Genomic DNA, 15,679 nt, shown 5'->3' with positions numbered 1-15,679 from the left:
GAGCTCGAGGACGCGATCGACGTCGAGGACGACCATGAGCTGGCCGTCGAGACGGTGGACACCGCCGGCGAGCTTGGCCATGCGGGGGTCGAGGTTGACCGGGTTGTCTTCCTTGCCGTCCTCGGACAGCCGCAGCACCTCGCCGATCTGGTCGATCAAGAGGCCATAGGATTCGCCGCGCAGGTCGACGCCGACCGCCATCGGCACCTTGCCGTCCTCGGGCTTGGGCAGGCCGAGGCGGGCGCGCATGTCGACCACGGTGACGATGCGGCCGCGCAGGTTCAGCACGCCGGCGATCTCGCGCGAGGACAAGGGAACGCGGGTGACGCGCTCGGGCATGAACACGTCCTGGACGCGGGAGATCGGCAGGCCGAACAGCTGGCCGCCGATCATCGCGGTGACGTACTCGACCATGGCGCCTTCGCCGATCTGCATCTTCTTGCTCATATCGGTCTCTCCTGATCCCTAAAGCCGTTACGCCGCCGCCCGGCTCAGCTCGGAGGCGCCGGCGGCGCCCGCGGTCTGTTCCTTCAGCGCCGCGATCAGGCCGGGACGGTCGAACTTGGCGACATAGTCGTGGAAGCCGGCCTGCCGGCCGCGCTCGATCGCTGCCGGCGACACCAGCGCGGAGAGGCCGATGATCGGCATCGCGCCGAGATTGCTGTCGGAGCGGATCACTTCGGCGAACTCGAACCCGTTCATGTCGGGCATCTCGATGTCGGTCAGGACCACGTCGAAGCTCTGCGCACGCAGCGCCGCCAGGCCCTCCTGCGCGGTCGGCGCGGTGCGGACGCGGTAGCCGGCCGCTTTCAGCACCGGCGCCAGCATGTTGCGGAAGAACGCACTGTCGTCGACCAGCAGCACCGACTGCGAGTGCATCGACGGCTTCATCTCCTTGCGGGTGAACCAGTCGGCGAACGCCATCGGGAGGAAGTGGCCGACGTCGATCACCTCGGTGGCCTGGCTCTTGATCACGGCCGAGCCGAGGATGCCGGAAGACGAGCCGCCGACCTCGATGTTGAGCCGTTCCTCGACGATGTCGATGATCTCGTCGACGACGAGGCCCATGGAGCGGCCGTCGTCGGCGAACACCAGGATCGGCTGGGCGCCCTGGCTGGCGACGGTGACGCCGTCCATGGCCACCAGCGGCATCAGCTGCTCGCGGTACTGCACCATGTAGCGGCCGTTACTGAACTCGATCTTGTCGGCCGGGAGCTCCTCCAGGCGGGTGACGAGCCCGAGCGGGACCGCCTTGGGCTGGGACGAGCCGGCGCGGAACACCAAGAGCGAGGTGGTCTGCTCGCCGCTGCCGATGTGGTGCGCGCCATTGTCGTCGGCCATGTCATGGGCCGAGGAGCCGGCGGCGCCGAGCGCTTTGGCAATGCCGTTGGGGTCGATGATCATGATGACCGCGCCATCGCCCAGGATGGTGTTGCCCGAGAACATGTCGATGTGACGCAGCTTCGTCGACATCGGCTTGACCACGATCTCTTCGGTGTGGAACACGCCGTCGACGACGATGCCGAAGGTCTGGCTGCCGACCTGCGTGACCACGATGAAGCCGTTCTCGGGATCGGAGGCCGCGCCGTCGTCGATCTTCAGGAGCTTCTTCAGGTGGATCAGCGGCAACAGCTTGTTGCGCAGGCGCAGCACCGCGGTGTCCTTGATGCGCTCGATGCGGTGCTCCGAGTTGGCGCGGGCCCGGACCAGCTCGACCACCGCGAGCTGCGGGATCGCAAAGCGGTCGCCGGCGGCTTCCACGATCAGGGCGGAGACGATCGCAAGCGTCAGCGGGATCTTGATGGTGACGGAGGAGCCTTCGCCGGCGACCGACTTGATGTCGATGGTGCCGCCGATCTGGTCGATATTGGTGCGGACCACGTCCATGCCGACGCCGCGGCCGGAGACCGAGGTGATGGCGGCCGCGGTCGAGAAGCCCGGGGCGAAGATGAACTTGTGGATCTGGGCTTCCGACATCTTCTCCAGCTCGGCCTCGGTGGCGAGACCGGAGGAGACGGCCTTGGCCTTGATCCTCTCGGTGTTGAGGCCGCGGCCGTTGTCGGCGATGCAGATGATGATGTGGCCGCCTTCATGGTAGGCGGAGAGCCGGATGGTGCCCTGCTCACCCTTGCCGTTGGCGGTGCGCTCGGCGGGGGTCTCGAGGCCATGGTCGGCGGAGTTGCGCACCATGTGGGTGAGCGGGTCCTTGATCAGGTCGAGCACCTGGCGGTCGAGCTCGGTGTCGGCGCCGTGCATCTCCAGCTCGATCTGCTTGCCGAGCTCGCTCGAGAGATCGCGGACGATGCGGGGCAGCTTCTGCCAGGCATTGCCGATCGGCTGCATGCGCGTCTTCATGACGCCTTCCTGCAGCTCGGCGGTGACGTTGGACAGGCGCTGCAACGGCACCTTGAACTCGGTGTCCTCGTTGCGCCTTGAGATCTCCAGCAGCTGGTTGCGGGTCAGCACCAGCTCGGAGACCATGGTCATCAGATGCTCCAGCGTATCCACGTTGACGCGGATCGACTGGTTGGCGATGCGGTCGCCTTCGCTGGCGCCCTCGTCGGCCATCGACTTCTTCGGCGCGGCCTTCTCCCTGGGCGGCTTCGCAGCTTCCTTGGCAGCTTCCCTGGCAACAGGCGCGGGCGCCTCAGCGACGGGCGCGGCCTTGACCTCGACAACGGGCGCCGGCGCTTCGATCGCGGTCTCGCGGAAGGCGCGCTCGAGCTCGTCGAGCGACACCTCGCCCGGACGCAGCGGACGCTCCAGGGTCTGGTCGATCAGCGCGCCCGTGGTCAGCTCCTTGGCGGCAGCGGGCGCCGCGGCAATTGGGGCGTCCGGCACCAGCGGCGGTGCGTCAGCAACGGGAGCAGGAGCAGCAGCCCCCGCAGCCATTGCCGCCATGGCCGCCATGCCCTGCTCGACCATCGCTTCCAGCTTGTCGATGAGGTCGCGGTCGGTGCCTTCGGGCTCGGCTTCGGTCGCCTCCAGGCCCGCGAGGATCTCCTTGATGCGGTCGATCGAGGACAGGATCAGCGTCACCGCCGGCCCCGTCACCGGCATGCCGTCGCGGAACTTGCTCATCAGCGTCTCGCCGGCATGCGCCAGCGCTTCGAGCCGCGGCAGTCCGAGGAAGCCGCACGTACCCTTGATGGTGTGGACCAGGCGGAAGATGTTATCCAGGATCTTGGCGTTGTTCGGCTCCTGCTCGAACTTCACCAGCTGATTGTCCACGGTGTCCAGGCTCTCGCTGGTCTCCGTCAGAAACTCCCGTAACAGATCATCCATGAAAACAGGCCTTCATACAGGGAGGACACGCACGAATTGTGATGCGCCATTTCAGAATGGGGCCAGCTTCACCGCAAAGCGTTTAATATTGGTTGAGTATGTGCAAAAGAACGGAACCAACAAAGAGATAAGGCGCTCCGGACAACCCGAAGCGCCTCGTAAAGATTTGATTAACGTCTGAGTGCGAAGGGCGTGTTTACGAAGCGGTAATGATGATGGCTTCGCCCTCTAGCCTGAGCGTCACGGTGAGCCCGCAGGCCTGCGCCAATAGCCGTGTATAATAAGGCTGGATCGCGTGCGCATCCGCAGCCGGCCCGCGTGCTCCGCTCAGAAGCTCGGAGATGTTCTGCGGCAGGCGCGCGTTGTGTCCGGTCGCGGTGATGCGGAAGCTCATCGTCTCGCCCTCGCCGATCGGATCGATCGTCAGTGTGCCGCCGCGCGGGATCGTGTGCTGGGACACGACGAGCATATTGAGCAGCAGCTTGACGCGATTCTTCGGCAGCAGCAGCCGCGGCAGATTCCACGTGATCGTGCACTTGCCGTCCTCGATGTGACCGCGCGCCATGGTCTGGGCATCGCCGAGGTCGATCTGCGCGCCGGAGGAGCCGGCCGCGCCGAAGGCGAGGCGGCAGAATTGCAGGCGGGCGGAGGCCGTCTTCGCACTCTTGCGGATCAGGTCGAGCGCGAATTCGCGGTCCTCGGGCTTGGGATCGTCATCGAGCACCTCGAGCCCATTGACGATGGCGCCGACCGGGCTGATGAGATCATGACAGACCCGCGAGCACAGCAGGGCCGCGAGTTCGAGCATATCGGGAGCAGAAGCGGTACCGGGTGACGGAGCGTCGGACATAAAGGGTTCCTGGAATTGCACGGCGCGGACGCGGCGAATCACGCATGCTTGACGGATGCTGCGGGTTCTAACATTCGCCAGCCCGTGGCAGCTAGCTTGCGATAGGCTCGAAGCGGCCATAAGGGACGCGGGCGAATCAAGTGAAGATAGGCGAGATTTGCCGATGCGAGATTTGCCAATGAATGAGGCATACAGGTGAGGATTATCGACGGTGAGGCCGCATTCCGGCTGATGGAGCCCCTGACCGTGCTGGTGGTTCAGGCCGGCGAGGCGATCCTCGCGGTCAACCGCGCGGCGATGCGGGTCGACGGCAAGCAGGACGGCTCGCCGGTGACCGAGGCCGACCTCGCCGCCGACCGCATCATTGCGGAGGGGCTGACCAGCCTTGCCAACGATGTACCGTCGCTCTCGGAGGAGCGGTGCCAGCTCGCCTCGCCGCCGTTTCGCGGCAGCTTCTTCCTGATCGACCCGCTCGACGGCACCAAGGAGTTCGTCGCCGGGCGCGATGAGTTCACCGTCAACCTCGCCCTCGTGACCGAGGGCGTGCCGCTGCTCGGTATCGTAGCCGCACCCGCGCTCGGGCTGCTCTGGCGCGGCATCGTCGGCCGCGGCGCCGAGCGTGTGACGTTTGACGGCGCCACCATCGGCGCTGCCGAGCCGATCCGGACCCGCAAACTGCCCGGGCTCGGCGAGCCCTGGGTCGCGGCGGTGAGTCGCTCGCACGGCGACCCCACAAGCGAAGCCTTCATCGACAGCCGGCCCAACGCCGTCAGGAAGATGTGTGGCTCCGCGGTCAAATTCGGCCGGATCGCCGAGGGCAGCGCCGACATCTATCCGCGCTTCGGGCCGACCTCGGAATGGGACGTCGGGGCGGGCTGCGCCGTGGTCACGGCAGCCGGCGGCAAGGTGACCGACGGCAAGGGCGGCGAGATCCGGTTCGGCGAGCGTGGCGACAATCGCTTCATCATCCCCGCGTTCGTCGCCTGGGGCGATGCCGCAGCGGTCATGCCTATTGACTGAGCTTGTCCTGCAGCGCCGGCCAGCGCTTGCCGACTTCATACAGGAAGCGTTCCGGATCGGCGGCGAAGGCGTCGCGGTTGGCTTCGCGGCTGAACAGATAGAGCCGCTGCGCCGAGATCACGAAGAAGCGGGGATTGCCGGCGATGGTCACGCCGCGCGCGATGTCGGCCGGGTCGTAGCCGCCGAACTGCGGGCCGTAGATGTCGGGATGGGCCAGGAAGGAGGCCCGGTTGCCCTCGTTCCGGAAGCGCCAGACCGCGCCCCACAGGTTGGCCTCGAACTCCGCCGTGCCCTGCTCGGGGCCGCCATCGACGAAATAGGCCACGGGATCGAAGCCCTCGATGGCGACACCCGAGAAACGATTGACGACGATCCGCTCGGTGGTGGCAGCCTGCGTCGGCACCCCGGAGCAGACGAACCAAATGCCCGCCAGCAGGCAGACCAGACGGCCGATCAAGGCAATTCCGGGGCGCAAAGGGCTATCTTCCTGCCGTTGTGCCGTCATAGTTGCTGCGGATAACATCCGAGTCGAGGGGACATCCGGCGCAACCTAGAACCGTGCCTGTTGGCGTCAGGTTAAGGGAAGCGGACCGGAATCGATACCAGGGGTTCTTTTATGACTTTCGCATCACGCCTTGCCGCAGTGGCGCTTGTAGCGCTGGCTGGCTGGATCGTGCCGGCCTCCGCGCAGACGGCTGCGCCGCCGCCGGACCTGCCGCCGCCGCAGCGGACCCCGACGCCCAACACCTATGGGCCGGACGAGCTCGTCAACGCCGGCCACCGCTTCTTCGGCAACGTCTCGCGCGGTCTCGCCTCGATCATCGAGAAGGCGGTCAGCCAATGGGGCCTGCCGAACGGCTACATCCTGGGCGAGGAAGGCTCCGGCGCGTTCGTCGCCGGCCTGCGCTATGGCGAAGGCACGCTCTACACCAAGAACGCCGGCGACCTGCGCGTCTACTGGCAGGGTCCGTCGCTCGGCTTCGACTGGGGCGGCGACGGCGCGCGTACCATGACGCTGGTCTATAATCTGCCCGCCACCAACGCGATCTACCAGCGCTTCGGCGGCATCGACGGCTCAGCCTACATCATCGGCGGCTTCGGCATGACGGCGCTCACGTCCAACAACATCGTGCTGGTGCCGATCCGCTCCGGCCTCGGGCTGCGCCTGGGCGCCAATATCGGCTACCTCAAATACACGCCGCGGGCGACCTGGAACCCATTCTAGGTCCCCTCCTCCCTTCCAGGTCCGGATTCACGTTAACAACAGGGCGGGGCTGGCTTTTTGCCGGCCCGCCATGCATTGTTTCTTTGGTAAATTTTTCCTTGCTTCCGGGAGTTGTGCCCCATGGTCGAACCGATCATGTACCTGGCGATCGGTTTCCTGCTGTCGATGCTGTGCGGGCTTGCGATCGTGCCGCTGGTGCATAACCGCGCGGTGCGCCTGACCACGCGCCGGCTCGAGGCGGCGACCCCGCTGTCGATGGCCGAGATCCAGGCCGACAAGGACCAGCTCCGCGCCGAGTTCGCGATGTCGGCGCGCCGGCTGGAGATGAGCGTCGATCAGCTCAAGAGCAAGACCACGAGCCAGCTCGCCGAGCTCGGCAAGAAGAGCGACGCCATCAACCGCATGAAGATCGAGCTCGGCGAGAAGAACGCCACGATCTTCGCGCTGGAGGCGCGCGAGAAGGCGGTCAAGGAGCAGCTCCGCGCCACCGAGGAGGAATTCAACGCCAAGACCGCATCCTTGCGCGAGGCCGAGATTGCACTGAGCAACAAGCAGGGCGAGCTCGCCAAGATCAACTCGGAGCTCACCGACCGCTCGATGATGGCGGAGAGCCGCCAGGTCGAGCTGGTCGCGGTGCGCGCCCAGATCGAGGAATTGAAGAACCGCGTCGGCGATGCCGAGAAAGAATTCACCGCCACCCAGGCGCGGCTGGCGCAGGAGCGCGTCGAGTCGGAGACCGCCTCGCGCGATCTCGGCGATGCGCGCGGCCGCGTCGAGAATCTGAGCCAGCGCGTCACCGAGCTCGATCGCCAGCTCATCGTGCAGGTGAAGGAAGCCGAGATGCTGTCCACCCGCGTCGCCGACCTCGAGGGCCGCCTCGCCACGCAAGGCAAGCTGCTGGCCGAGCGCGACTACGAGAACAACCAGCTCCGCCAGATCAATGAGGGCTCCGAGCGCACCATCAAGGAATTGCGCGCCGAGATCGCTGGCTTGAGCGGCGGCAAGTCGTCGGCTGCGTTCGAGTCGATGCGCGCGGAAAAGGCCGCGCTGGAACAGCAGCTCGCCACCGCACGCGACGAGCGCGCCAAGCTTCAGCGCGACCTCAATGCGATCCAGCAACAGGCGGAGAGCTCCTGGGCGACCGAGCGCATGGAGAATGCTCTGCTGCGCGAGCGCATCAACGACATCGCCGCCGAGGTGGCGAAACTCGCGATGCAGCTCGAGGGCCCGAACTCGCCGATCGAGGCGCTGCTGGCGGCCGAGGCCGGCCAGCCGCCGAAGCAGGCCGCCCGCCCGGCCAACGGCGTCGCGACCAATGGCGCGGCCGCCGCCCTCCCCGAAGGCGGCGGAACGCTCGCCGAGCGCATCCGCGCGCTGCAGGCCCACGCCTCCCGCGCCCGCCAGCAGGGCGCGTAAGCGGCCCGAAATCCGGCCGCGCCGCCCAATTGCGACACGGCGAAAGGTTTTCAGGCCGCAAGCCGCCTGAAAACTTGACACTTCTAGCCCGCACTTCTAAATCGCGGGCTCCGATGCGCCGGCCGGCCGACAAGGTCCGGCCGTCCGCATGATGGTCCCGGGCGCATAGCTCAGCGGGAGAGCGTTCCCTTCACACGGGAGAGGTCCAAGGTTCGATCCCTTGTGCGCCCACCATTAGCCCTTTGATCTCAGTTACTTATGGCTTGCACTCCCTTTCCGTGTGCCCGAAAAAAGTCGGGGCACAGTGTGGGCACACCCGCCAGGTGATCGCGACAAAACGCAACCGCCGTAAAAGCGGCCGCGATTGTGCGACCAACAAAGCGCCCCACTCTAAGAACTGAAAGCATAGCTGCACGTGCAGCGCAGTCCGGCTGTCTCGTCATTGGGGCGGCAAGCCGATCGACGCGATGCTGTGCCGCAAGAACATTCATAAACGGGCCCATGTACGACAAATAGGACCGGCGGAGCGCGCGCTGGCGCTGCCACCGGCGAACCGGCCGGACTTTCTGCCACCGCGTGTCAGCGGCGACTGAAGAGGCTCCCGTTCTGAAGACATGATCAAGTCCGACATCTCGATCGTTTCGCCGAAGGCGGGAGGCAGACCTATTCAAATGCTTGTGCTTGTGATTCTGGAGCGGGAGCGTGCGGAGACCCGCGATGTCCGGACGCTGTCTTCGGGCGCGCGAATACCGGGCAAGCCTTTATGACGAATCATCAACAAAGATCGTCGCCGAGCTCGAGGCCGGCCGCGTGCCGTGGGTGCAGCCTTGGGGGTAGTGCGGCGTCCTTCTCGGCGATCATGCTGCGGGCCAAAACGGCGTCAACTCCTCGTCTGTAACCAGCACAGCGGGTGCAAAGACTGATGTCTCGATCACGCTTGACGATCACGCATCAGCGCAATTGCCCTCCTTGTAGCTGGAACGCGTAGATCGGATTCATACCGCAATAGGCGTAGGTGCCGGATGCAGTGGCCATGCACTGATCGTAGGTCGAGAACTGGCAATTGCCCAGATATCCCCACGTACGTCCCTGCAGGCAAAAAACGTCCTGCCGAGCCGGAGGGATGTACGAGCGTGCCCGCGGAGCGGCGGTCGAAGGCGATCCAAAGCCGGCGAGGAGGGAAGTGCAAGCACACCGATAAAGAGAAAGTTGCGCATGAGACCTCTACCCTCCGATAAGTCTTGGGGATGGAGAATGTAGGTTTGCTGTTCTGGTCTTGGTCAATGGCAAACGCTTCGTAGACTGTCTGCCCGATCGCCTTGGAAAAGAAATCCAAGCGTCACGCGCTCCGAGTTTGGAGCAGCATTCCTGCAATTTCTAGAAACGAACGCATTTTTCCGCAATAAGTCGATTCGGGAAGGCCGCAAGTTGACGCACTTACGGAAGATCCCGGCGCTCAGGTTGTGCCCCCGAGCGCGCATCGCTTAAGATGAGCGACGTGAGCGGACCTGGCAGGGCTCAGGAAGATTCAGCGAGCTTGAGCTCTCCCTCGATTTCGTGATCGTGCCTAATTCGGCGCAGCAGCAACTCGGCATATTCCTCGCGCTCGCGCACGAAGCGCTCTTGATGTGCTTTGAATCTCTCGATCCGCTTCCTGATCTCATCGCGCTCGCTGCCGCCATAGTCGGGCAAGCTGAGGCCACCCGGCTCGACGATTTTTTTCGGCTCAGGCCTGGGCCGCTCGATGTCCACCTTCAGCGATTTGGCAAAGGCCATCCTTTCAGCGACGAGCGCGTTGAGCTGGCTCTTCCAATCATGCATTAACGCCCCCGTGCGGCACCGCCGTTTTGGCCAGCCAACTCACCGCAAACCAAGCTGTGTGTATGGAGGCCGATGCCCGATGGCATGTCGGCCCAGCCCGATCCTCATCGCTTATCCCTGAAAAAGGCTGCCGACAATAACGCCGGCGGCCCTCCGGGTTCAAAATGCGAATCGTGAATGAATGCGGTCCAGCCCAGATGACAGCGATCTTAAACTGAAAACTGCTCATTTCCTAGTTTTACGGTCTTGGAAACCTAACGCAGCTCTTGCGAACCTCAATTCAAGTCGGCGACGTATCGAGTGTGTGTCGCCGCGATTGCTGCAATTGCCGGTGCGGGCACAACGTCGTACCTCCGAAAGAATTGAGTCGGCGTCTATTGGCCGTCTTTGGCACAGCGACGTAGGTGCCCGCTGTGCGCCAATTCGCGATGAGCGGACTCGGTGCTCCTAGAACGGGGTGCCCCACTCCATGCAACTTTGGACGCGCCGCACTTCAAAATAGCCGAGCATCTGCTGGGATGACAGGCGGCACGGGCGCGCGACAATAGCCGACTTCGCCGCGATCCGGCGCGATTTGGCGCATATAGGCCGCATCCCGGCGCCGAACGTAAGGTAAGAATGAAGCGACTCGCCTCGAGCTTCACCAAAAGTCTGCTGCAAGTGAATGGAACGACGGGGGCGATCGAGCTGACGTACGGTTTGGTCGAAGGATGTTTGGAAACAGAAAAACTGCCTAAGCCGCTGTATCAGACGAGCACACGATCCACGTTGCAACGTTTAAGCGACCTCTTTGGGGTTTCAATATGAAGAGATTTCTGGGACTTTTGCTTATCGCTCAATTTTTCTTTTGTTCCGGCGAGGTCATGGCGCAGGGGCTCTCTGCTCCTTCATACTGGAAGAACGAACGGGGTTCGGAACTGTTTATCTGGTCCGCCAATAACGGGGCAATACAAGGGACCTTCACAAATCATGCTCAAGGATTTGCCTGCCAGGGCATTCCATATCCTGCATCCGGAGCTATTGGTCCAACTGGCTTGTATTTTGTTGTTACTTTTGCCCAATGCAATTCCTTTACTCGCTGGGTCGGAAAAACCAACGGCTCTCAAATGCCTGCGTCATGGATGCTGTTCTACGTTGATAAGAACGGTAAGCCTAGCAAGTTGAAGGGCGCAGATGTATTCACGCGCGTATGGTAGTTTCCCTTGGGATCGTGAGCTAATGGTCTGAGCCCCTCGCTTCATCCAGCAATGGGGAGCGTCCCGGTGACATTTGAGCCCATCGGGCCCGGTGGAGCAACGGGGCGGGGCGCGGAGCCCTCTGCATAGCGCAGCGTCCCCCCGTTGCGGCCCAGGATCGCTGCGGTTAGGGAATTCGGTCGGTGTGAGGTTACCCAGCGCACTGTGCGGCCGGGAGTTGTTGTAGTCGTCTTTCCAGCTTGCCAGCACGGCTCGAGCCTGCGCGCGCGAGGTGAATAGCGTCTCATTGCGAAGTTCGTCGCGCAGGCGGGCGTTGAAACTCTCGATGAAGGCGTCTTAGGTCGGCTTGCCGGGCGCGATGTAGTGCCACTCGATCTGCCTTTCCTGGCTGAAGCGCAGCACGGTCATGCCAGTCAGTTCGGGCCGTTGTCCGATACACACATCGCTGGCCGCCCTCGCCAAGCGATGATGACGTCGAACTCGCGTACGACCCGCAGGCCCGACAGCGACGTGTCGGCGACGAGCGCCAGGCACTCGCGGGTGAAGTCGTCGACTACGGCCAGGATGCGGAAACGTCGACCGTCGGCGAACGCATCCGACAGGAAGTCAAGGCTCCAGCGCTGGTTGGCCCCTTGCAGGATGGCCAGCGGCGCCTTGGTGCCGAGTGCCCGTTTGCGCCCACCACGCCGGGGGACTTGCAGCCGTTCCTCGCGATAGAGACGTCGGAACCTCTTGTGGTTCATGACCAGCCCCTCGTGGCGCATCAGCACCAGCAGACGACGGTAGCCGAACCGGCGGCGGATCGCCGCCAGTTCGCGCAGGCGGGCACGCACGACCGCGTCATCAGCTCGCCGGCTGCGATAGCGCACCGATGTGCGGTCTGCCACGAGAACTGTGCACGCCCGCCGTTCGCTCACCTCGAAGGTGGTCCGCAGAAGAGCGATGGCCTCTCGCCTCGCGGCGGGCGTCACCATTTTTTGACGCAACGTCCTTGAGCATGGCGCTATCGAATATCGCATCGGCCAAGAGCTTCTTGAGCTTGGCGTTCTCGTCCTCCAGCGCCTTGAGCCGCTTGGCGTCGACACCTCCAGGCCACCGTACTTGGCCTTCCATTTGTAGAACGTCGCACTGGAGATCCCGTGTTTGCGGCAGACACAGCAGTCGCCGCACCCGCCTCCTGCTCTCGCAAAATCTCGTTGATCTGCTCTTCCGTGAACCGGCTTGGCTTCATGGTCCATCCCTTCCCAGGTGACGGACTCTACCCATTTTTGGACGAATTTGCGGGGGCTCAGACCAATGGGCAGTCGACAGTGATGGCGATGCTCGAATGCTACGAACCTTCGCTCGTCGCTTGGCGCATCCTTTCGCGCGCAGCCGACGCTTTTATGATTGTCGATGACCAGAACGCCGTCGGCGCGATGAAGCGTTTGGCCAGTCCCGGGGACGGTAACCCAGCTGTCGTTGCAGGCGAAAGCGGCGGGGTTGGTTTGGCAGGATTGCTGAAAGTTGCTGCCGATTCGACCTTGCGCGGCCAGATTGGTCTTGGACCCGACGCACGGGTCTTCCTCATCAATACCGAGGGTGCGACCGATCCCGGCGTTTACTAACAGCTCGTGGGTCAGTCTCCAGCGCAGGTGGCGAGGAGAACTCTTGGACGTCTACACGCTCATGATCCGCGGCCCTTTCGGTGAACTCGTGACAAGTGACGCAAGCCAACGGAAGGCCAAGAACGAAGGCATCCAGCGATTGATCCTACGATTGAAATCCGCCGCGGTATTTCTGCCGCTAACGAGGCCGGACGCACGTTTTCGGCATAAAGCACCTGGTTTTGCCGTCTTGCCCCAAGAGCAAACGCTATGACTTTGGCGCTTTGCAATCTAACCGCGTTCGTCTCATCGCATGGTACAACAGATTCATTATCTTGTTGATCCGGCACACCGGATATGAACCCTTTCATAGTTGCGTTACAGCTCTGCGAGTGATCTATCGATATGCGTGGACTCCTGATCGTTCTCACGGCTTTCGTGATCATGTTGGCGGCTCGTGGCCAGCACCAAAATGCTTTCATCCCGCGCCCGACCGCGCCCATGCCACTAGTCAACGTGCCCTAGCGTCATGCTGTCTGCTGTAAGCAACGTCATCCAATCCAGGATCTTGGGAATGGCTCCTGATGCTGCTCAGGCTGACGTTCCGATCTGTACCGCCGCCTTGGTGGCCAGCAGCTCCTCGGCGCCAGCCTGGAGGCAACCCCGTTATCGCGGAACTGGCGCAGCGGCACCTGAGTCCTGCCGCACAAGCCCTCAAGGTGCTGATCGGGGACAGCTCTCTGGCCGCGATCTCGACATGACTACAAATTCACAGCAGAAGGAAAGAACACGTCGGTGGCATTTCGTTGATATCGATGTCGAGCGTTCGACTTATGACGCCGGAATCTATTGCAAGCACGTGGGCAGACAAGGCTCCTGCATCGTTAAAGGCCTCCCGGCAGCCATCGCAGCCCTGAAAGACAAGTCGAGCTCCAAAGACAACAGGTTGCGGGCGCTAAAAGCTCGTTGTCCATCTTGCCGGAGATCTGAAGCAGCCGCTGCATGCGAGCGAACGGAGCGGCGATGAAGGCGGCAACAAATTGTGTGTCGTGCTTCACGCCAAGGGCTCCAATGGGACGGCACACAGCAGGCCATCAACATTCCACAGCATGTGGGACGACTCTCTTGTGGACCTGCAGGCATATTCATGGGGAAGTTACGCGGACGCGCTGGATACCAATCCGTTGCCGACGGCAGACGCGGCTCTATATGATGAAGCACGCATTGCGGCTCGGGCAACCTCGTCGACCAATCGCTTCAAGAAGCGCTTTCGGAGGTCGGGGGACGTTGTCTGTGCAATCACTTCTGAGATTCAGCTTGCCGCTTTTAGAGCAAGCACGGTATCTACAAAACGAATGCCATAATTCCTTGCAGCCATTCCGCTCGCTACAAACTGGGCCAGGAGAGCTGTCAGATAGAGTAGCGCTGTCTTGTAAGTCTGCATCGCAACAACACCGGTTCCGCCAAAGACGATCAGAAGCATGAAAGCGATGCCGGCATAATCGCGCGTCAGCAGAAAAAGGCGATGAACGTGTAGGACGCGCGGATCCTCCTCTACCGACTTGTAAAGCCTGTACCAAAGAGCATTCTGCTCGGTCGGAGTTGCTGGAAACGGTCCGACTTTCGTCTTCAGCGTCGTAACGTCGATCCGCGGATCGCGATGAAGATAGTAAGAGAACGCCCGACATCCGGGCAAAGGATCGTGCCAACGCCAAAACACCAGTCTGGCCTTGGTTTGAACATCGAGCACACCGTTGATCACGCTGATAAGCACGGCTCCCAGTCCAGCAGGTATGAGCGCCTGCCAATGCTTGAGCAGTTCCTCGTATTCGGCCGCTAGGAACTGGTCCGTCTTGAGCGCAAGGGCGAAGATTGCGAAATTGACAACGAGGATCGTCATCAATGGGGAAGTGTTTTGCTCCTTCAATTTCTCCTTCGACTCTTTTTTAATCATCGTTTGTGCTCATTTGGGTCGACTTGTTCTGGAAACGGCGCAGAACAAGCGAGAAACGTGCTCGCTGTCTTCGACAGAAACGAACACCAGCGCGACCGGACTGGCTCCGCCGCTCTCTCAGGTGAACGCAACAAGGTCTCAGTCTTCCTGTTCGTCCGGATACGGCAGACAATCTGCGGCGCTGTAGTCATCGCGCTGCGGAGCATTCTTGGAGGTCCGCTTGTTGGATCCTTCGGTTGAGATGACATGTGCACCACGATGGTGCATAGCGCGGACAACGGATTTGCGGGGATGATCCTCATCGGCCTCGGCCGCGCTTATCACGGCGGTGAAGGTCGTCTTCCCGCCCTGTGCCGCCTTCTTTTCACCCAATAGTTGATCCAGCAAGTCGGTCGAAACGTTGTGGCGTCCACCGTGGTGAGGAACCTGAAATCGATCGATGCCAGGCAAGGTCAGTCCGGCCAACGGCGCATAATCGATGACTTCTTTGAGCCCGGTGCGTCCGGTATCGGCGGTGAGCAGGATTTTGCATCCATTGAGATAGGCATACTGAACGACGCTCATCTCATTTTCGTTGCTCGTCTCGCCCGCCGGAAAATATTCGTCGCCCCAAGCGGCTTTGGCAAGCGCGGCCGCCTCTTTGGCCACACGAACAACCGCGTCGCGTGCCATTTCGAGCAGCCCTTTCTCCTGGGGGGTCTTATCCGAGGAGACAATCAGATCCAGAAAGCGCGAACGTGTCGGAGCCATCACCCGGAAAGCGCCAATCGTGCTACCCTGAAACGGCGCATAGATAGGGATATTCTTTCGTAAGGCGATCTCTTCGAGAGCGGCTAGATTCGAGTAAGCTTCCCTTAGCGCCTTCTCCAGTCCATCGGCTGTTGTGAAGCGCTTGAATCGAGGAAGAAGCTCAGCGGCAAAGACCCAAGGTCGCAGCATCCAGAGCACGCCGATCTCACAGTCTTCCAGGACTCGCTGGAGACCTCCGGCGTGGTCGCCGTCATTGTGGGTCGCAACAACATGGTCGATCCGTTTCGGACTCCCATAGTACTTGTTCAGGAAATTGATGACCTTCTCGCCAGTCGACTGATAACCTCCGTCGACCACGTGAATGAACGTCTGACCGTTCAACTCATAGCGGATGCAAATGGCATCACCGCTGCTCTTCGCTTCAACATCTAAAAAATCAATCTCAAAAAAGTCTGTCAATCTTCTTCCTCCAACGGCTTGGCGCGACAGGCGCCAGAATTCGACTTGAGTACCCGGTGGTGCCGGACAGGAGCAGTGGCGCCAGCGCTTCTGCTTCCGCAACCAGAATAGCCTTTT

At 62.1% G+C, this 15,679-nt stretch carries 12 protein-coding genes, 1 tRNA gene and 5 pseudogenes; 9 read left to right on the top strand and 9 right to left on the bottom strand.

Features of this window, described 5'->3' with window-relative positions; translation table 11 throughout:
• From FXB38_RS33430 to chpT, 3 genes are all read right to left on the bottom strand, one after another.
• A partial coding sequence (locus tag FXB38_RS33430) for a chemotaxis protein CheW (protein ID WP_148755209.1) occupies nt 1-447 on the bottom strand: 447 nt, incomplete at its 3' end.
• Between the two features lie 27 nt (nt 448-474).
• Nucleotides 475-3,285, bottom strand: coding sequence for a hybrid sensor histidine kinase/response regulator (locus FXB38_RS33425; protein WP_148755208.1), 2,811 nt, complete (start codon nt 3,283-3,285; stop codon nt 475-477).
• 196 nt (nt 3,286-3,481) lie between these two features.
• Nucleotides 3,482-4,135 carry a histidine phosphotransferase ChpT gene (gene chpT, locus FXB38_RS33420; protein WP_148755207.1) on the bottom strand — a complete coding sequence of 218 codons (654 nt, stop codon included), beginning with the start codon at nt 4,133-4,135 and terminating at the stop codon, nt 3,482-3,484.
• A 231-nt stretch (nt 4,136-4,366) separates the two neighbouring features.
• On the opposite strand from chpT, the gene FXB38_RS33415 reads away from it, so the two are divergent.
• Nucleotides 4,367-5,155 carry a 3'(2'),5'-bisphosphate nucleotidase CysQ family protein gene (locus FXB38_RS33415; RefSeq protein ID WP_187435315.1) on the top strand — a complete coding sequence of 263 codons (789 nt, stop codon included), beginning with the start codon at nt 4,367-4,369 and terminating at the stop codon, nt 5,153-5,155.
• On the opposite strand, the gene FXB38_RS33410 is transcribed toward FXB38_RS33415, so the two are convergent.
• Nucleotides 5,145-5,630 (bottom strand): YHS domain-containing (seleno)protein, encoded by a 486-nt coding sequence (locus tag FXB38_RS33410; RefSeq protein ID WP_148755205.1) that lies wholly within the window; start codon nt 5,628-5,630, stop codon nt 5,145-5,147. The genes FXB38_RS33415 and FXB38_RS33410 overlap by 11 nt on opposite strands.
• Before the next feature lie 141 nt (nt 5,631-5,771).
• Between FXB38_RS33410 and FXB38_RS33405 the strand changes: the two genes are divergently transcribed.
• The 5 genes and pseudogenes from FXB38_RS33405 to FXB38_RS44140 all read left to right on the top strand — a co-directional run.
• On the top strand, nt 5,772-6,380 hold the full coding sequence (locus FXB38_RS33405; RefSeq protein ID WP_148755204.1) for a DUF1134 domain-containing protein: 609 nt from the start codon (nt 5,772-5,774) through the stop codon (nt 6,378-6,380).
• Nucleotides 6,381-6,500: 120 nt separating this feature from the next.
• Complete coding sequence (locus tag FXB38_RS33400) at nt 6,501-7,796, top strand: coiled-coil domain-containing protein (protein ID WP_148755203.1); 1,296 nt, start codon at nt 6,501-6,503, stop codon at nt 7,794-7,796.
• Nucleotides 7,797-7,955: 159 nt separating this feature from the next.
• A tRNA-Val gene (locus FXB38_RS33395) sits at nt 7,956-8,030 on the top strand.
• A gap of 313 nt (nt 8,031-8,343) precedes the next feature.
• Nucleotides 8,344-8,515: pseudogene (locus FXB38_RS44145) on the top strand (ArsR family transcriptional regulator); the annotation flags it as partial.
• Nucleotides 8,514-8,630 (top strand): annotated as a pseudogene (locus tag FXB38_RS44140) (antirestriction protein ArdC); the annotation flags it as partial. The pseudogenes FXB38_RS44145 and FXB38_RS44140, both read left to right, overlap by 2 nt.
• A gap of 117 nt (nt 8,631-8,747) precedes the next feature.
• Here the strand turns inward: FXB38_RS44140 and FXB38_RS33380 are convergent.
• Both FXB38_RS33380 and FXB38_RS33375 read right to left on the bottom strand, forming a co-directional pair.
• Nucleotides 8,748-8,891 (bottom strand): DUF3551 domain-containing protein, encoded by a 144-nt coding sequence (locus tag FXB38_RS33380; RefSeq protein ID WP_430640203.1) that lies wholly within the window; start codon nt 8,889-8,891, stop codon nt 8,748-8,750.
• A gap of 423 nt (nt 8,892-9,314) precedes the next feature.
• On the bottom strand, nt 9,315-9,617 hold the full coding sequence (locus FXB38_RS33375; protein WP_148755202.1) for a hypothetical protein: 303 nt from the start codon (nt 9,615-9,617) through the stop codon (nt 9,315-9,317).
• A gap of 803 nt (nt 9,618-10,420) precedes the next feature.
• Between FXB38_RS33375 and FXB38_RS33370 the strand changes: the two genes are divergently transcribed.
• Entirely contained in the window at nt 10,421-10,813 is a 393-nt protein-coding gene (locus FXB38_RS33370) for an avidin/streptavidin family protein (RefSeq protein ID WP_148755201.1), read from the top strand.
• Between the two features lie 41 nt (nt 10,814-10,854).
• On the opposite strand, the pseudogene FXB38_RS33365 reads toward FXB38_RS33370, so the two are convergent.
• Nucleotides 10,855-12,044: pseudogene (locus tag FXB38_RS33365) on the bottom strand (IS3 family transposase).
• Between the two features lie 64 nt (nt 12,045-12,108).
• Between FXB38_RS33365 and FXB38_RS33360 the strand changes: the two are divergent.
• Nucleotides 12,109-12,420, top strand: a pseudogene (locus FXB38_RS33360) (diaminopropionate ammonia-lyase); the annotation flags it as partial.
• Between the two features lie 950 nt (nt 12,421-13,370).
• Nucleotides 13,371-13,763, top strand: a pseudogene (locus FXB38_RS45125) (S1/P1 nuclease); the annotation flags it as partial.
• Here the strand turns inward: FXB38_RS45125 and FXB38_RS33345 are convergent.
• A complete protein-coding gene (locus FXB38_RS33345) occupies nt 13,712-14,353 on the bottom strand; it encodes a hypothetical protein (RefSeq protein ID WP_148755198.1) in 642 nt (213 codons plus the stop codon). The pseudogene FXB38_RS45125 and the gene FXB38_RS33345 overlap by 52 nt on opposite strands.
• A gap of 138 nt (nt 14,354-14,491) precedes the next feature.
• The gene (locus tag FXB38_RS33340) at nt 14,492-15,562 is read right to left on the bottom strand and encodes a ComEC/Rec2 family competence protein (RefSeq protein WP_148755197.1); all 1,071 of its coding nucleotides are present in this window, start codon (nt 15,560-15,562) and stop codon (nt 14,492-14,494) included.
• Between the last annotated feature and the right edge of the window lie 117 nt (nt 15,563-15,679).

This window comes from Bradyrhizobium cytisi, assembly GCF_008123515.1.
Taxonomy (GTDB): Bacteria; Pseudomonadota; Alphaproteobacteria; order Rhizobiales; family Xanthobacteraceae; genus Bradyrhizobium; species Bradyrhizobium cytisi.
This window is presented reverse-complemented; position numbering and strand designations above follow the sequence as displayed.

Bases quoted from the DNA above. Each gene is read 5' to 3' on its own strand.
- FXB38_RS33425 (WP_148755208.1), bottom strand. From the start codon at position 3,285: ATGGATGATCTGTTACGGGAGTTTCTGACGGAGACCAGCGAGAGCCTG.
- chpT (WP_148755207.1), bottom strand. From the start codon at position 4,135: ATGTCCGACGCTCCGTCACCCGGTACCGCTTCTGCTCCCGATATGCTC.
- FXB38_RS33415 (WP_187435315.1), top strand. From the start codon at position 4,367: ATGGAGCCCCTGACCGTGCTGGTGGTTCAGGCCGGCGAGGCGATCCTC.
- FXB38_RS33405 (WP_148755204.1), top strand. From the start codon at position 5,772: ATGACTTTCGCATCACGCCTTGCCGCAGTGGCGCTTGTAGCGCTGGCT.
- FXB38_RS33400 (WP_148755203.1), top strand. From the start codon at position 6,501: ATGGTCGAACCGATCATGTACCTGGCGATCGGTTTCCTGCTGTCGATG.
- FXB38_RS33375 (WP_148755202.1), bottom strand. From the start codon at position 9,617: ATGCATGATTGGAAGAGCCAGCTCAACGCGCTCGTCGCTGAAAGGATG.
- FXB38_RS33370 (WP_148755201.1), top strand. From the start codon at position 10,421: ATGAAGAGATTTCTGGGACTTTTGCTTATCGCTCAATTTTTCTTTTGT.
- FXB38_RS33345 (WP_148755198.1), bottom strand. From the start codon at position 14,353: ATGATTAAAAAAGAGTCGAAGGAGAAATTGAAGGAGCAAAACACTTCC.